The organism is Rhodospirillales bacterium (assembly GCA_016710335.1).
Classification (GTDB): Bacteria; Pseudomonadota; Alphaproteobacteria; order Rhodospirillales; family Defluviicoccaceae; genus JADJXQ01.
In genome coordinates, this window is record JADJXQ010000003.1 from 305,847 (window position 1) to 321,097 (window position 15,251).

Below are 15,251 nucleotides of genomic sequence, written 5' to 3' on the forward strand. Positions count from 1 at the left end.
TCGCAGCGGCAACCAGCCTGCAAAACCGCGGCAGCGACGGTGAGACCGGAACACACGATCGCCCGTGATCATTCCAAATCAAGTGATCTACTCAACAAGGGGCTGCCGTCTGCCGTCCGCAGCTGCCTTCGAAGCAGCGCCGGAACTTCGCCGGTGCGAGCCCGTTACCCCTCCCGCAACGTGCCACCGTGGCCGAGGATGACGGAAGATGGATCTGCGACAGTGATGGACACCGACCTGAAGCCGAAGTTCGAGGAATTCATACGCCAGTCCGACTTTCCCTGCGTGGGGGCCAAGTCCGCTTTGGCCAACGGCGTGCTGTCGGTGGTGAACGCCGCAAGAATCGATCACGCGGGGGATGATCGTGCGATATATGCGGCTCTGGTCCGGTTCGGGCGATCCGTCATTGACGACGCGGCCATTCCGCAGTCGCTGGCCGTGGCGTTCCGCGGACCGCTACACCTGTCGGAGACGGCCTTCGAAGACGCGTTGTGGGAGCGGCTGCAGAGTCTGCATGATTTGGATATGGCGGGCGGGGTGCCTTGGGACGAAGCCGTCGCCTCCGATCCGGCGGCTCCCGAGTTTTCGATGAGCGTCGGCGGCCGCGCCTTCTTCGTCGTCGGCCTGCACCCGCAGGCAGGGCGATTGGCCCGCCGTTTCAAGCATCCGGTGATGGTGTTCAACCCGCACGCGCAGTTCGAGCGCTTGCGCGCCAACGGCAAGTACGATCGCATGCGGACGGTCATTCGCAACCGCGACCGAGCGGTGCAGGGCGATGTCAATCCGATGGTCGAGAACTTCGGAAGCATGTCGGAGGCCCGCCAGTACAGCGGCCGCATCATCGACGACGCTTGGCAATGCCCGTTCTCGTTGAAGATAGCCAGCGAGCGGAAGAAGGCCGGCGCATTGACGAAGGTGAGCTGAATGCGGCGGCGGATCGCGCCCCGTTCCGGCACCGCGTTTCGGTTGGGGAGCGGGCAGCGCCTCACCGTCATCGACCCGGAGGGGGAACAGGTTTCCGACCTGGTCAGCTTCAACGCCGCGGACGTTCGGGAGCATCTTTCGTCGGGACGGTCCATCGACTACGCCGGCCGACTGTTTCTGACCGCCGGCGACATGCTCTACTCTAATCGCTCGACCCCAATGCTGCGGATCATCGCCGACGAGGTCGGCCGTCACGATTTTACGTTGAGCCCGTGCTCGGCGGAGATGTTCCGTAAACTGTATGATGACGAGCAACCGCCTCCCGGATGCCAGGGCAACCTGGAGGCGTCGCTGGCGCCGTACGGCATTGCGCCGGACGACATTCCCGTTGCCTTCAACGTGTTCATGCACGTCGACATCGATGGCGCCAGCGGGCGGATCGCGGTGCGCCCGCCCCTCAGCAAGGCCGGCCAAAGCATCGCATTCGAGGCCATGATGGATCTGGTGGTGGGCATGACCGCATGCTCGGCGGGCCAGTCCAACAACTTTCGCTTCAAGCCCATTGACTATGAGATCAGCGACGGTGACAGCGACTGATTCGCGCCGGCGCGGTCTTTGACACGCGGCTCGGCACCGTTACCATGTTGGCATCTGGCCACGGTCCGAATCAGGCGCGCGCGCAATGACCGAACTGACTCCCGGCGGCGTCGAGAGCGTCCGCCTCGCGGACGCCTTGTCACAGCGCTATCTCTCCTACGCGCTGTCGACCATCGTTTCCCGCTCGCTTCCGGACGTACGCGACGGGCTCAAGCCGGTGCACCGGCGACTGCTCTACGCCATGCGCCAGCTTCGCCTCGATCCCGACGCCGGCTTCAAGAAGTGCGCGCGGGTGGTCGGCGACGTGATCGGCAAGTTCCATCCGCACGGCGACAGCGCGGTCTACGACGCCCTGGTGCGCCTCGCCCAGGACTTCGCGGCGCGCTACCCGCTGGTCGACGGCCAGGGCAACTTCGGCAACGTCGACGGCGACAACGCAGCGGCCATGCGCTACACGGAGGCTCGCCTCACGACAGTGGCGCAGATGCTGCTGGAGGGCATCGACGAGGACGCGGTGGATTTCCGCGCCACCTACGATGGGGAAGATCAGGAGCCGGTGGTCCTGCCGGGGCGGTTTCCCAACCTGCTCGCCAACGGCTCGGCCGGCATCGCCGTCGGCATGGCGACCAACATCCCGCCCCACAACGTCGCCGAGATCTGCGACGCCCTGCAGCACCTCATCAAGCACCCCAACGCCGGCGTCGACACCCTGGTCCGCCACATCCGCGGCCCCGACTTCCCCACCGGCGGCGTTCTGGTCGAATCGAGCGACGCCATCGCCGAAGCCTATCGCACCGGCCGCGGCTCGTTCCGGGTGCGCGCCCGCTGGCAGGTGGAGAAGGGAAGCCACGGCCTGTGGTGGATCGTCGTCACCGAGATCCCCTACCAGGTGCAGAAGTCGCGGCTGATCGAGAAGATCGCCGAGTTGTTGGCGGCGCGGCGGTTGCCGCTTCTCGACGACGTCCGCGACGAATCGACCGAGGAAGTGCGGGTGGTGCTGGAACCCAAGAGCCGCAGCGCCGATCCGGCGGCGCTGATGGAGCAGATGTTTCGGCTGACCGAACTGGAGACCCGCTTCGGCCTCAACATGAACGTCCTCGACGGCGGCATCGAGCCGCGCGTGATGGACCTCTGCGAGGTGCTGCGGGCGTTCCTCGACCACCGCCATGAGGTGCTGGTCCGTCGCAGCCGCCATCGTCTCGCCAAGATCGAGCGGCGTCTCGAGATCCTCGACGGCTTTCTCGTCATCTACCTCAATCTCGACGAGGTGATCCGCATCGTCCGCGAGGAGGACGATCCCAAGGCGGCATTGATGGCGCGCTTCTATCTGACGGAAACACAGGCCGAGTCCGTTCTCAACATGCGCCTCCGTCAGTTGCGGAAGCTGGAGGAGATCGAGATCCGCAAGGAGCATCAGGCGCTGTCGGCGGAGCGCGCCGACCTGGAGGGGCTGCTCGCCGACGAGGGGCGGCGCTGGAAGGCGATCGCGACGGATATTGCCGAAGTGCGGAAGGCGTTCGGCCCGGACACAGCATTAGGCCGGCGCCGAACCGACATCGGCGGGCCGCCGGCGGCGCTGACGGTGCCGATGGAGGCTCTGGTCGAGCGGGAGCCGATCACCGTTCTGTGCTCGGAAAAGGGCTGGATCCGGGCGATGAGGGGTCACGCCGTCGACCTCGCCAAGGTGACCTACAAGGAGGGCGATCGCAGCCGCTTCATCGTGCCGGCTCAGACCACCGACAAGCTCCTTTGCCTCGCCACCAACGGCCGCTTCTACACGCTTCCCTGCGACCGCCTGCCGGGCGGGCGCGGCCAGGGCGAGCCGCTCAGGCTGATGATCGACCTTCCGGATCCGCATCAGCCGCTGGCGCTGTTCGTACACGAGCCCGGCCGGCGCTTGTTGGTCGCCAGCGACCGCGGCCGCGGCTTCGTGGTGGAGGAGGACGAGGTCGTCGCCCAGACCCGCAACGGCAAGCAGGTGCTGAACGTCGATGCCAACGAAGAGGCGGCCATCTGCGCGTTCATCAAGCCGGGTGACGATGCCGTCGCCATCATCGGCGCCAACCGCAAGCTCCTGGTATTCGGTCTCGACGAGGTGCCGGTGATGATCCGCGGCAAGGGCGTGATCCTGCAGCGTTACACCAAGGGCGAGGTTTCGGATCTGGTCACGTTCGAGCGCGCACAAGGCCTGTCCTGGCGCGCCGGCGGCGGCACCCGTACCGAAACGGCGCTCGATGCGTGGATCGGCAAGCGCGGCCAATCGGGGCAGAAGGCGCCGCGCGGCTTCCCGCTCGCCAACCGTTTCCACTGACGCCAGCCCGCCGCACGCTAGTGCAGTGGCGCATTCAAGGAATGCACCATTGCTGCACGCAACTCTTGATTCTCGTGCACACGATGACCCATTCGACTGAATCTCTCGAATGGGTCTGTGCACTAGGCCCTCGGATATCTCGTTTACGACGACCGGTCCGCGCTGGTAGACCGATAACTCCCGGCTCGATCGCGGGTGGGGACAAAAACGACAGGGAGGTTCTCGTCCGTGGCCGGTCGGATCGTCGACATCGCAGCCGTCGTGGTTCACGCCATCGACCGCATCAATGACGGCGTCGGCCGGACGATTTCATGGCTGACCTTGGCCATGGTGCTGGTGGCGTTCGTCGTGGTGGTGATGCGCTACGTGTTCAGCGTCGGATTCGTGTGGCTGCAGGAATCCTATGTGTGGATGCACGGCGTCGTGTTCATGGTCGGCGCCGGCTACACGCTCCTCAAGGAAGGGCACGTGCGCGTCGACATCGTCTACCGCGACGCCTCGCAACGTTACAAGGCGTGGATCGATCTGGGCGGCGCGTTGCTGTTGTTGGCGCCGATGATCGGCATGGTCGCCTATGAGGCCTGGCCCTATGTCGTCGATTCCTGGAGCCGCCTGGAAGAGTCCCGCGAGGCCGGCGGCCTGCAGGGTCTCTACCTCCTGAAAACGGTGATCCTGGTGTTCTGCCTCGCCGTGGGACTGCAGGGTCTGTCGCTGGCGCTGCGCTCGACGTTGGTCCTGGCCGGCCGTACCGAATTCGCGACGTCGTCCGATCGGGACACGTGAGCGTGGGTGCTGAATTCCTCAGCCTGGTGATGTTCGCCGTCGTCTGCGGCGTGCTGCTGCTCGGCTTTCCGGTAGCGTTCTCGCTGGGCGGCACCGCGCTTGCTTTCGCCTTCATCGGCGACGCGTTCGGCGTGTTCGACCTCCGCCTGCTCGGTGGCCTGTCGTCCCGCTACTTCGGGGTCATGGTCAACGAGGTGCTGGTCGCGGTGCCGCTGTTCGTGTTCATGGGGGTGATGCTGGAGCGAGCGAGGATCGCGGAACAGCTTCTGGAAACCATGGGCATGCTGTTCGGCCGGATGCGCGGCGGGCTCGGGCTATCGGTGGTGTTCGTCGGCATGCTGCTCGCCGCGTCGACGGGAATCGTCGGCGCCACGGTGGTGACCATGGGCCTCTTGTCGTTGCCGACAATGCTCAAGTCCGGGTACGACCCGAAGCTGGCGACCGGGATCATCTGCGCCTCCGGCACCCTGGGTCAGATCATTCCCCCGTCGATCGTGCTGGTGTTGTTGGGCGACATCCTGCAAGGCGCCTATGCGGAGGCTCAGCGCGCGGTCGGCAACTGGGCGCCGGAGCCGGTTTCGGTCATCGATCTGTTCGCCGGCGCCTTCATCCCGGGCATGGTGCTGGTGGCGTTCTACATGGGGTGGATCCTCGTCAAGGCGGTGATCAGCCCCCAATCCTGCCCGGCGCTGGTGGGCGAGGGCGTAGTGGTCGAGCACGTGGGCCGGCGGGTGCTGACCGTGCTGCTGCCGCCCGCGATCCTCATGCTCGCCGTGCTTGGCTCGATCCTCGGCGGCGTCGCGACCCCCACCGAGGCCGCCGCCGTCGGCTCCATCGGCGCGCTGTTCCTGGCCGGACGCACCCGCTCTGCCACCGGCGGTAAACCGCGGCGGCACGGCCTGTTCGACTCCCAGGGCGACATGCCGATCTATGTCGCCGGCATTTGCCTTGTCGGCCAGATCATGGTGACCAGCTTTCTGGATCTGCGCATGCAGCGCAACGTGCTGCCGACCCTTGACGTCATTGCCTTCCTGGCGGCGGTGATAATGTGTGTCGGCGTCTTCTGGGGGCTGGTGGTGTCGCTGTGGCGGGTCTACGCCTCGGGAGTGCTGCAGGAGGTCATGCGCTCCACGCTGATGATCAGTTCCATGGTGTTCGTGATCCTGCTCGGCGCGTCGGTGTTCTCGCTGGTGTTCCGCGGCTTCGGCGGCGACACCCTGGTCGCCGACGTGTTGAAGGAAATGCCGGGCGGCGCCTTCGGCGCAATGCTGGCGGTGATGCTTGTGATGTTCCTGCTCGGGTTTTTCCTGGACTTCATCGAGATCATCTTCGTGGTGGTGCCGATCGTCGGCCCGATCCTGCTGCAGATGGACATCAACCCGATCTGGTTCGGGGTGATGGTGGCGATCAACCTGCAGACCAGCTTCCTCACCCCGCCGTTCGGCTTCGCGTTGTTCTATCTCCGTGGCGTGGCCCCGCCGAGCGTCTCGACCATGGCCATCTACCGCGGCATCGTGCCGTTCGTCGTCATCCAGCTTGCGGCGCTGGCCGTGCTCGCCGCGTTTCCCGAACTCGCCACGTGGCTTCCCAAGGCGCTGTTCCGGTAGCGCCCCCGCGTTGTTTCAGGCACGGCCTTCGCGGCGGTCCACTTCGGCGATTATCTCTTCCACAACCGGCCGCAGCGCCGGCAGATGCACCGTCACGATTTCCCACATGAGGTTGGAGTTGACGTCGGGATAGGCATGGCGGAGCACGTTGCCAATGTCCCGGATCTGCTTCCAAGCGATGTGCGGGTAGGGCCCCCGCAACTGCTCGGGCAGATGGCGGGACGCCTCGGAAATGACTTCAACGCTGCGTTCAATCCCGCGACGAAGCAGCGGGTCTCGAAGGTAATCCTCGAAGGCCTTTCCGTCGGCAAACGTCAGCGCCTCCTCAATTGCCTCCAGCATGTCCTGCAGTCTCTGGCGCGGGCTGCGTTCCGGCACGATGTCCTCCGGCGGGTAGTTCGCGGGCCGAGTTGGCCGCGGATAAATCTCGATGGCCTCCGCGAGCACGTTGGCGCGGTGAAACGGCTTCAGGGTCGCTGGCGTGCAGACGTCGACCGGACGGCCGAAAAGGTCGCCGAAATAGCCCATGAGTGTCAGCTCGTTCACATCGTGCTCGCGGCGACGCCCGTCGAGTTCGACCAGAATATCGATGTCGCTCTCCGGCCCGGCTTGGTCGCGGGCAGTGGACCCGAACAGGGCGAGCCGCTTGACACCGAGGCTACGGATCTGGTCCCGGTGGCGGGTCAGGATGTCGATGGCTTCATCGCGTCGCATGCGCCACATCTTGCCATTTCCCGGCCGGGAAGCAAGATGGCGGCAGACGGAGAACGATCATGACGAGGGGCAGGCGGGTGCGGTGTCTTCGACTGGCTTTTGTGTTGCTGCTGAGCATCGCCGTGGCGTGCGCCGAGCAGGAGACGCCGGCACGGGAGGTTTCTCTCGGCGGCGGCGAGTTGGATGCGCGGGTTTACGTCCCGCAAGGCCTGCCGGCAGGCGAGCGCGCCCTCGTCGTCGCGTTGCACGGGTGCACCCAATCGGCGGCGGACTACGATGACGAGACCGGCTGGACGAGCCTGGCCGACGATCTGAAGTTCGTGCTGCTGCTGCCCGAGCAGCGGCTGTCCAACAACCCGCTCCGGTGCTTCAACTGGTTCCTCGCCGGTGACGGAGCGGTCGAGGGGGACGGCGGCGAGGCGGGCGCGATCCGGCGCATGATCGACGACGCGGTGCGCCGTTATGCCATCGCTCCGGCGCGCGTCTACATCACCGGCGTGTCGGCGGGCGGCGCCATGACCGCCGTGATGCTGGCCCGCCATCCGCGGCTGTTTGCCGGCGGCGCCATCATCGCCGGGGTGCCCTACGGCTGCGTTCAGGCAGAGGGGAGTCTGTCAGCGTACTACCAGGGTGTGCGCTGCATGCGGGACGGCGCGCCGGGCGGCGAAGCCACCTCGGACTGGACGCAGTTGGTGCGGTCCGCTGCCGAGCATCCGACTCGGGGCGAACCGGCATGGCCGCGGGTCTCCGTCTGGCATGGCAGCGATGATGGGATCGTCGCCTACATCAACGCCGAGAACCTGGTCAAGCAGTGGACGGCGATGCACGGCATCGACCAAGCGCCGGACGCGGTCGAGGAGAAGCCCGGCCGCTTCCGGCACGCGGTGCACGTGAAGGACGGAGAGGCGGTGGTGGAGTTGTGGACGATCTCCGGCATGGGCCATGCCGTTCCCATCGATCCGGAGGACGGCTGCGGCAGTCCCGCGCCCTACATCGAGGACTGGAACATCTGCGCGTCCCGCCGCATCGCGGCGTTCTGGGGGCTCGGCGCGTGAGTAGCGCTATCCGGCCGGACGCCTGACGCCTAGCCTGACTGAGGATTGCCCAGCAACCGCCAGAGGGTCTGTTGATCGGGGAGACCCGTGACCTCGATCTTCTGCTCGGTCTGGAAGGCTTCCAGCGCGGTCTTGGTCTTGGGACCGAACTGGCCATCGGCGCCGCCTTCGAGCATGCCTTTGGCGATGAGCTTCTCCTGAACGTTTTTCATGACGGCCTTGTAGATTGCCACCTTCTTTTCACCGGACTCGGCGACGATCATCTCGGAGGCTTCCTCAAGGCGCTGGTCCTTGAGAAAATCGATCAGCGAAGCGACGACGGCGAGGAAGCGCTGGTCCTTGTTTTGTTCGCAATTGTGCTTGACGAGCCCGATGAGGGCTTCACTGTTCTGCCACGGCGCGATGTCGAAGGTGTTCGGCAGGCCCTGGTTCATGGCGGTGAGGAACCCCTCCATCCAGCCGACAGCCAGGATCGCGTTCTCCTTCCGGGCCTCCAGCGCCTGGAGGAACTGCTCGCAGGTGACCTGTCCGGCGCCCTTCGGCGCGAAGCGACCTTGGGCGTCGGACGCGGCGGCCGGCGCCGACCCGGCGGCCACGACCAACAGCAAGAGCACACGAAAAAGCATGCAGGTCTCCGTGCGTTGAATGGAGCGATGGCCGATCGAGTGCGAAGTCGGCCTTTTGCCTCGGGCGCACCCGGGTTGTCTAAATCCGCCCGCACGCATACTCCGTCTCGCTGCTGCTTACAAGGTTTGCCGCAGCGGGGCGGCCACGGCCGCGGCTATGGCGCGCCTTGCCACGACCGAAACGAGGTGGGCGCGGTATTCGGCGGAGGCGTGCAGGTCGCTGATCAGGTCGTCCGGCGCTACGGCGTCTTCGGCGATGGCGTCGGGAGCAAAGCGTGTGGCGAGCGCCGCCTCGATCTCCGGAACCCGGAAAACGCAGGGGCCGGCGCCGGTGACGGCGACGCGGGGGCCGTCGGCGGTCTCGGCGACGAACACGCCGGCGAGGGCGTAGCCTGAACCGGGACGGGAGAACTTGACGTAGGCAGCGCGCCGGGGGCGGCGAAACGCGATCGCAGTGATCAACTCGTCGGAAGCCAGCGCCGTCTCGAACATGCCGATGAAAAAGGCGTCGGCGGCGATGGCCCGGCGGTCCGTGTGGATCGTCGCGGCGAGGGCGAGCACGGCGGCGGGGTAGTCGGTAGCGGGATCATTGTTGGCGAGGGAGCCGCCGATGGTGCCGCGGTTGCGCACCTGCGCATCGCCGATGCCGGCGGCGAGGGCGGCGACCGCCGGCAGTCGTTCCTGTACCACCGGGGATTCCGCCACGGACGCATGACTGGCGAGGGCGCCGATGGTGACGAGGTCGCGCTCGGCGGTGATTGCCCGCAGGGCGCCAAGGCTGCCCACATCGACCAGCAGCGACGGCGCCGCCAAGCGCAGCTTCAGCGCCGGAATCAGGGTCATGCCGCCGGCAAGGAAGGCGGCGGCGTCTGAAGCCCCGACCTGCTGCACGGCTTCGGTGACGGTCCGGGCGCGATGATACGAGAAGGCGTGCAACGGATCAGCGCCCGAGATTCGAACTGGCAGGCGCGCTGCATGTGGCGTCGGTTCCGCGCAGGGCGCCGGCGCCGGCCAGAACGGCGGCGACGATGTTCTGATAGCCGGTGCAGCGGCACAGGTTGCCGTGCAGCCAGTCGCGCACTTGGTGCTCGTCCGGGTCGGGTTCGCGCCGCACGAGGTCGATGGCGCTCATCACCATGCCCGGCGTGCAGAACCCGCACTGCAAACCGTGGTGATCACGAAAGGCCTGTTGCATCGGATGCAGGGCGCCCGGGGCGCCGAGCCCCTCGATGGTGGTCACCTCGGCGCCATCCGCCTGCACCGCCAGCATGGTGCACGACTTGACGCTCTGCTCGCCCACCTGCACGACACAGGCGCCGCATTGGCTGGTGTCGCAGCCGACGTGGGCGCCAGTGAGGCCGAGTTGCTCGCGCAGCACTTCGACCAGGAGCATGCGCGGCTCCACATCGAGCGCGACAGCCGCGCCGTTGACGGTCATCCGGAGAGGGACCGTACTCATGAGTTCCTTTCCTCCGACACGCGGATCCAAGGTGTTCCTACAGCAACCACAGCAGACCATACAGTAGAACCACCGCGATACCCAGTCCTGCGGCGGTCCACGCCGCCCGCCGGCGCGACTGCCGCTCGGCGCGCGCCGCCGCCGCGATCGGCGTTCGCGCCACGGCGTCGGTTTCAGCCACCGCGCCGCTCAGGCACGCGAAAAACGCTTCTGCCATCTTGCGGGCGCTGGCGTCGATCAGACGGGCGCCCACCTGCGCCATCCTGCCGCCGACGGTGGCGTCCGCGTCGTAGCTCAGCAGCGTGCCCCCACCGCCGGGGCCGTCGCTGGGCGCGTCGTCGGGAGCAAGGGTGACCGACGCCATGCCGCGGACAAACCCGGCAGCGCCGCTGGCATCGCCGGCGATGCGGTAAGCGTGCGGCGGGTCCGCTTCGGATATCGTCAACGTCCCGGAAAATCGTGCCGAAATGGGCCCGATCTTGACGGACGCCACGGCGTCGTAATGGGCGGCATCGCGCGCTTCCAGGCTTTCGCAGCCGGGGAGGCACCGCTTCAGCACCGCCGGGTCGTGCAGCGCCGCCCAAACGACCTCGGGCGCCGCCGCGATCCGCTCCTGCCCCTGCAAGCGCACCTGTAGCCCTCCGTCGCCCGATCCCGCCGCACGACGTACGGCATCGCGAGCGTTCGTGCAACGGGACGCTCGGCGCCGGGCGGGCGACACGGCAACGATGGTGCAAGGGTGGTCGTCGGCAGGTCCTCCGGATTGCAGTGTCGCGGAAATGACGCTATCATATTCGATATCAGCGCAGCTTTGTTATCGGTGCGGGCGGGGGAGGTCGGTGGTGGCGCAAGTCATTGTGCGGAATTTGGATGAAGCGGTCGTGGCAGGCTTGAAGGAAAAGGCGAGGCTGCATGGCCGCTCTCTGGAACAGGAATTGCGCAGTGTGCTTGCACAGGCGGCAGGCTTCTCACCGGCTGAAAGGCTGGCCATCGCCAACCGGATCCGGGCCATGACGTCGAGGGCGGCGACGCTCGACTCCACAGACGTCATCCGTGCCGACCGCGACCGCAGATGAGCTTCGTTGTCGATGCCAGCGTCGCCTGCAAGTGGGTGTTCGATGAAGAGGGATCGCCAGCGGCGGTAGAGATTCTGAAGACGCATCGAGCACTGCTTGCGCCCGATCTGCTGATCGCGGAAGTCGTCAATGCGGCGTGGCGGAAGACGGCGACGGGCGACGTCAGCATGGAGCAGGCGACGGCCGCGATTCAGGCCTTGCCCGGCTTGGTCACGGAACTCCTTCCGGCGGCGCGTCTTGCGGAGTTGGCGCTGAGCATCGCCGTCGCCCTCGATCACCCGGCGTACGGCTGCCTCTATCTGGCCTTGGCCGAAGAGCGAAACTCCGAGGTGGTCACGTTCGACCGCCGCTTTGCGGCCCGCGCTGCCGGAAGCCCGTGGGCCCGGCGCGTGACGGTGCTGGGGTAGTCACGCGGCCTGCCGGGGGCCTATGGTGACGTCGGGGCGCGCGCAGCGCGGGCGTCGATCCTCCACGGCAGGGGCCAGGCTCCATGTGGTATCAACAGGCCTTCCTGGCGGGGCTTCTAGTCTGTCTGCTTGGATTCTTCATCTGGGGACGGTGGCGCTATGATCTGGTCGCGTTCGTCGCGCTGCTCATCGCGGTGGCGGCGGGGGCGGTGCCGGCGTCCGAAGCGTTCCTCGGCTTCGGTCATCCGGCCACCGTCACCGTCGCCCTGGTGCTGATCATCGGCCGCGGCCTGATCAACTCGGGCGCCGTCGGCCTGATCGCCCGCCACCTGCTGCCGCCGGTCTCGTCGCCGACCGTCCACATCGGGGTGCTGTCGGCGGTCGCCGGCGCGCTCTCCGCGGTGATGAACAACGTCGGCGCGCTGGCGATGTTGATGCCGGCGGCGCTCTCATCGGCGGAGAAGGCGAAGCGGTCTCCGGCGCTGGTGCTGATGCCGCTTTCGTTCGCGTCCATCCTCGGCGGACTGGTGACCCTGATCGGTACGCCGCCCAACATCATCGTGGCCGCTTTCCGCGGCGAGGAGACGGGCACGCCGTTTTCCATGTTCGATTTCGCGCCGGTCGGCGGCGCGGTTGCGGTAACTGGTATCGCCTTCGTGGCCTTGGCCGGATGGCGCCTGATTCCGAAGGCGCGACAGGCGGCGATGTCGCCGCGGGACATGTTCCACATCGAGAGCTATGTGACGGAGGCGGGCGTCCCCGAAAAAAGCGAGGCGGATGGAGGCGCGCTCGAAGACCTGGCGAAGCGAGCCGGGGAGCACGACGCGGACGTGCTGGCGGTGATCCGTGACAACCGGCGCATCGACCGCTCGGGGCGAGCGACGCTGCTCAGGGCCGACGACGTGGTCGTCATCCGCGCCGGCTCGGAGACGCTCGACGCTGTGCTGTCGGCCCTTGCGCTCAAGCCGGTCGACAGCGTTGATGCCCATGAGCCGTCGCTGTTCGGCGGCGAGCGCTCGGCGCTTATCGAGGCCGCCATCCCCACCAACTGCTGGATCGAAGGACGGTCGCCGGCGGCGCTTCGGCTGCGCCAGCGGTTCGGCGCCAGCCTCATCGCGGTGTCGCGGCAGGGCGAGCCTTTCCATGGCCGCCTCAAGAACCTCCGCTTTCGCACTGGCGACGTTCTGTTACTGCAGGGGGACGCGGACCGCCTGCAGGAGATCGTCTCGGCGCTCGGTTGCCTGCCGCTCGCCGACCGCTACCTGCAGATCGACAGCGGCCGGTTCGCCCTCGTCAGCGTCGCCGCGTTCGCCGCCGCGGTGGCGGCCGCGGCGCTCGATGTGGTCAGCATGCCGATCGCCCTGGCTATGGCGGTTGCGGCGATGGTGCTCCTCAACACCGTGCCGCTGCGGGGCGTCTACAAGGCAGTGGACTGGCCGGTGATCGTGCTGCTCGGCGCGATGATCCCGATCGGCGGCGCGCTGCAAAGCAGCGGCACCACGGACCTGATGGCGGGGGCGCTGGTCGATGCGGCAGCGAGCCTGCCGCCCGCGGTGATCCTGGTGTTGGTGATGGTGCTGACCATGACCCTGTCGGACATCCTCAACAACGCGGCGACGGCGGTGGTGATGGCGCCCATCGCGATGTCGGTCGCCGACACGCTGCACTGCAACGTCGACACCTTCCTGATGGCGGTGGCGGTCGGCGCATCCTGCGCCTTCCTGACGCCAATCGGCCACCAGAACAACACCCTGGTGCTCGGCCCTGGCGGCTACAAGTTCGGGGACTACTGGCGCATGGGCTTGCCGCTGGAGGTGCTGATCGTCTGCGTCGCCACCCCGATGCTGCTGTGGGTGTGGCCGTTGTAGCCGCCGAAGCGCCGTCCCGCTCGCAGGTGCCGCGCAACAACCGCTACGCACACTGTTTCGGATATTCTTCAACCAGTCCGACATTGAAATTCGACGAAAAACACGTCCGTTCAGGCCGGTTTCGATCACGCCAGCGGCCGGTAAGTCATTGATGCTACTCGAAATGTGTCCGATTCAGCGTTTGCGATGTATGGGTATGAACCGGAGACATAGGTAACGGTCTAGACCGGAGACATGGGTGACAGGTTTTGTATTGGCGGGGAGGGCCTGCCGATGCCTTGGAGAGAGACCTGTGCCATGGACGAGCGGATGGAGTTTGTTGCGGCGTGTTTGTGTGGTGAGGACACGATGACGTCGTTGTGCGAGCGGTATGGGATCAGCCGGAAGACGGGTTACAAGTTGCTTGGCCGGTACCGCGTGGAGGGTCCGTCGGGTGTTGAGGAGCGGTCGCGTCGGCCGCATCGGTTTGCGCGGGCGATTGGCGGGGACGTTGCGGCGATGATTGTGGATCTTCGAGTTCGGCGCCCGCGGTGGGGTCCGAAGAAGCTCAGGGCGCGTCTGGCGATGGATCACCCGGAGGTTTCGTGGCCTGCGGCGAGCACGATCGGGGATTTGCTGCGGCGTCATGATCTGGTTCGGCGGCGCCGGCGGCGTGGTGGAGTGGTCGTAGAGGCTCGGCCGCTGACGGCGGCGTCCTTGCCTGGGGATGTTTGGGCGGCGGATTTGAAGGGCTGGTTTCGCGTGGGCAACGGCCGTCGCTGCGAGCCGTTGACGGTGAGCGACACGGCGAGCCGGTATTTGTTGTGCTGCCGGCACATGGCGAGGACGACGGTGGAGGCGGCACAGCCGGTATTCGAGCGGCTGTTCAAGGAGCATGGCCTGCCGCGGGTGATGCGGGTGGACAACGGCCCGCCGTTTTCGGCGCCGCATGGTCTTGGGGGCTTGTCGGGGTTGTCGGTGTGGTGGCTGAAGCTGGGCATCCGGCCGGAGCGGATCGCTCCTGGCCGGCCGGATCAGAATGGCGGACATGAACGCTTCCACCGCACGCTGCGCGAGGCGACGGCGGATCCTCCGGCCGCGACAACGGCGGAGCAGCAGTTGCGCTTCGATGAGTTTCGCCTTGATTACAACGTGGTTCGGCCGCACGAGGCATTGGGCCAGGTGCCGCCGGCCAAAGTGTATGCGCCATCGCCGCGGCCATGGCCGAAACGGCTGATCGAGCCGGTCTACGATGCCGACGCGGTGGTGCGCAAGGTCTCCGGGCAGGGGACGATCCGCTGGCGGGGCGAGCACGTGCATGTCACCCGGGCGCTGGCTGGCGAGCCGGTGGCGCTGGTCGAACTCGAGAGCGGCGACTGGATGGTGGGCTACTTCGACATCGACCTCGGTGTCCTCGACCGCACGACCCTGCATGTTCGCCCCCACGGTGAGCGGCGACGGGCGCCCTACCGCCGGCGCAAGCAGCGCTCATCGGCTGTGGATTTGGTGGACAGCGCAAAGGCGCTGCCCACAACCCCACAGCCGCAACAACAACCGGAAGCATGAACGAAAACGGAAAAGTGTTACCCATGTCTCCGGTCCAAAACGTCACCCTTGTCTCCGGTCGGGCCTATGCAGAAGTACTCCGATGTATGCAGAATCGCCGCTAAGTCTTTGACAGACAATGATTTTGCTACAGGTAGAATGTTGCATGGGGCGTTTCGCGTCTCGATTGAGGACACTCCGGCTGCGTATACAGAACGAATATAGTACGAATTATGAACATACATGCTCTCGACGCCTGCGTCAAGCCGCCGCAGCCACTGTTTGGCGTCCCCCGCCGGG

The 15,251-nt window shown here is 66.5% G+C and carries 15 protein-coding genes; 10 read left to right on the forward strand and 5 right to left on the reverse strand.

The genetic code is table 11. From position 1 onward, the window contains the following. Window positions 1-225: 225 nt before the first annotated feature. The 5 genes from IPM60_07220 (at window position 226) to IPM60_07240 (ending at window position 6,222) form a co-directional block, all read left to right on the forward strand. Window positions 226-924 carry a YqcI/YcgG family protein gene (locus IPM60_07220; protein MBK8907687.1) on the forward strand — a complete coding sequence of 233 codons (699 nt, stop codon included), beginning with the start codon at window positions 226-228 and terminating at the stop codon, window positions 922-924. Further along, window positions 925-1,521 (forward strand): urea carboxylase-associated family protein, encoded by a 597-nt coding sequence (locus IPM60_07225; protein MBK8907688.1) that lies wholly within the window; start codon window positions 925-927, stop codon window positions 1,519-1,521. 85 nt (window positions 1,522-1,606) lie between these two features. Then, on the forward strand, window positions 1,607-3,832 hold the full coding sequence (gene parC, locus IPM60_07230; GenBank protein MBK8907689.1) for a DNA topoisomerase IV subunit A: 2,226 nt from the start codon (window positions 1,607-1,609) through the stop codon (window positions 3,830-3,832). Between the two features lie 327 nt (window positions 3,833-4,159). After that, the gene (locus IPM60_07235) at window positions 4,160-4,615 is read left to right on the forward strand and encodes a TRAP transporter small permease subunit (protein MBK8907690.1); all 456 of its coding nucleotides are present in this window, start codon (window positions 4,160-4,162) and stop codon (window positions 4,613-4,615) included. A gap of 29 nt (window positions 4,616-4,644) precedes the next feature. Next, window positions 4,645-6,222, forward strand: a complete 1,578-nt coding sequence (locus tag IPM60_07240; GenBank protein ID MBK8907691.1) for a TRAP transporter large permease subunit — start codon at window positions 4,645-4,647, stop codon at window positions 6,220-6,222. Window positions 6,223-6,237: 15 nt separating this feature from the next. Here the strand turns inward: IPM60_07240 and IPM60_07245 are convergent, their stop codons facing one another. Then, window positions 6,238-6,936 (reverse strand): DUF86 domain-containing protein, encoded by a 699-nt coding sequence (locus IPM60_07245; protein ID MBK8907692.1) that lies wholly within the window; start codon window positions 6,934-6,936, stop codon window positions 6,238-6,240. A gap of 59 nt (window positions 6,937-6,995) precedes the next feature. On the opposite strand from IPM60_07245, the gene IPM60_07250 reads away from it, so the two are divergent. Continuing rightward, window positions 6,996-7,991, forward strand: a complete 996-nt coding sequence (locus IPM60_07250) for a PHB depolymerase family esterase (protein MBK8907693.1) — start codon at window positions 6,996-6,998, stop codon at window positions 7,989-7,991. A 29-nt stretch (window positions 7,992-8,020) separates the two neighbouring features. Here IPM60_07250 and IPM60_07255 read toward each other — a convergent pair whose 3' ends face one another. The 4 genes from IPM60_07255 to IPM60_07270 form a co-directional block, all read right to left on the reverse strand. Further along, window positions 8,021-8,617: a peptidoglycan-binding protein gene (locus tag IPM60_07255; protein ID MBK8907694.1), complete on the reverse strand. Its 597-nt coding sequence runs from the start codon at window positions 8,615-8,617 to the stop codon at window positions 8,021-8,023. A gap of 117 nt (window positions 8,618-8,734) precedes the next feature. Then, window positions 8,735-9,553, reverse strand: a complete 819-nt coding sequence (locus tag IPM60_07260) for a xanthine dehydrogenase family protein subunit M (GenBank protein MBK8907695.1) — start codon at window positions 9,551-9,553, stop codon at window positions 8,735-8,737. 4 nt (window positions 9,554-9,557) lie between these two features. Then, window positions 9,558-10,076, reverse strand: a complete 519-nt coding sequence (locus IPM60_07265) for a (2Fe-2S)-binding protein (GenBank protein MBK8907696.1) — start codon at window positions 10,074-10,076, stop codon at window positions 9,558-9,560. A 37-nt stretch (window positions 10,077-10,113) separates the two neighbouring features. After that, window positions 10,114-10,707 (reverse strand): carbon monoxide dehydrogenase subunit G, encoded by a 594-nt coding sequence (locus IPM60_07270; GenBank protein MBK8907697.1) that lies wholly within the window; start codon window positions 10,705-10,707, stop codon window positions 10,114-10,116. Window positions 10,708-10,918: 211 nt separating this feature from the next. Between IPM60_07270 and IPM60_07275 the strand changes: the two genes are divergently transcribed. From IPM60_07275 to IPM60_07290, 4 genes are all read left to right on the forward strand, one after another. After that, the gene (locus tag IPM60_07275; protein ID MBK8907698.1) at window positions 10,919-11,152 is read left to right on the forward strand and encodes a hypothetical protein; all 234 of its coding nucleotides are present in this window, start codon (window positions 10,919-10,921) and stop codon (window positions 11,150-11,152) included. After that, window positions 11,149-11,559 (forward strand): type II toxin-antitoxin system VapC family toxin, encoded by a 411-nt coding sequence (locus IPM60_07280; GenBank protein ID MBK8907699.1) that lies wholly within the window; start codon window positions 11,149-11,151, stop codon window positions 11,557-11,559. Before IPM60_07275 ends, IPM60_07280 begins: the two co-directional genes overlap by 4 nt. Window positions 11,560-11,642: 83 nt before the next feature. Further along, on the forward strand, window positions 11,643-13,427 hold the full coding sequence (locus IPM60_07285) for an SLC13 family permease (GenBank protein MBK8907700.1): 1,785 nt from the start codon (window positions 11,643-11,645) through the stop codon (window positions 13,425-13,427). A gap of 348 nt (window positions 13,428-13,775) precedes the next feature. Continuing rightward, complete coding sequence (locus IPM60_07290) at window positions 13,776-14,972, forward strand: transposase (GenBank protein MBK8907701.1); 1,197 nt, start codon at window positions 13,776-13,778, stop codon at window positions 14,970-14,972. Window positions 14,973-15,251 lie beyond the last annotated feature (279 nt).

What these genes read in the sequence shown, in the direction of transcription:
- IPM60_07220 (MBK8907687.1), top strand. Translation starts at nt 226, where the DNA reads ATGGACACCGACCTGAAGCCGAAGTTCGAGGAATTCATACGCCAGTCC.
- IPM60_07225 (MBK8907688.1), top strand. Translation starts at nt 925, where the DNA reads ATGCGGCGGCGGATCGCGCCCCGTTCCGGCACCGCGTTTCGGTTGGGG.
- parC (MBK8907689.1), top strand. Translation starts at nt 1,607, where the DNA reads ATGACCGAACTGACTCCCGGCGGCGTCGAGAGCGTCCGCCTCGCGGAC.
- IPM60_07235 (MBK8907690.1), top strand. Translation starts at nt 4,160, where the DNA reads ATGGTGCTGGTGGCGTTCGTCGTGGTGGTGATGCGCTACGTGTTCAGC.
- IPM60_07240 (MBK8907691.1), top strand. Translation starts at nt 4,645, where the DNA reads ATGTTCGCCGTCGTCTGCGGCGTGCTGCTGCTCGGCTTTCCGGTAGCG.
- IPM60_07245 (MBK8907692.1), bottom strand. Translation starts at nt 6,936, where the DNA reads ATGCGACGCGATGAAGCCATCGACATCCTGACCCGCCACCGGGACCAG.
- IPM60_07250 (MBK8907693.1), top strand. Translation starts at nt 6,996, where the DNA reads ATGACGAGGGGCAGGCGGGTGCGGTGTCTTCGACTGGCTTTTGTGTTG.
- IPM60_07255 (MBK8907694.1), bottom strand. Translation starts at nt 8,617, where the DNA reads ATGCTTTTTCGTGTGCTCTTGCTGTTGGTCGTGGCCGCCGGGTCGGCG.
- IPM60_07265 (MBK8907696.1), bottom strand. Translation starts at nt 10,076, where the DNA reads ATGAGTACGGTCCCTCTCCGGATGACCGTCAACGGCGCGGCTGTCGCG.
- IPM60_07280 (MBK8907699.1), top strand. Translation starts at nt 11,149, where the DNA reads ATGAGCTTCGTTGTCGATGCCAGCGTCGCCTGCAAGTGGGTGTTCGAT.
- IPM60_07285 (MBK8907700.1), top strand. Translation starts at nt 11,643, where the DNA reads ATGTGGTATCAACAGGCCTTCCTGGCGGGGCTTCTAGTCTGTCTGCTT.
- IPM60_07290 (MBK8907701.1), top strand. Translation starts at nt 13,776, where the DNA reads ATGACGTCGTTGTGCGAGCGGTATGGGATCAGCCGGAAGACGGGTTAC.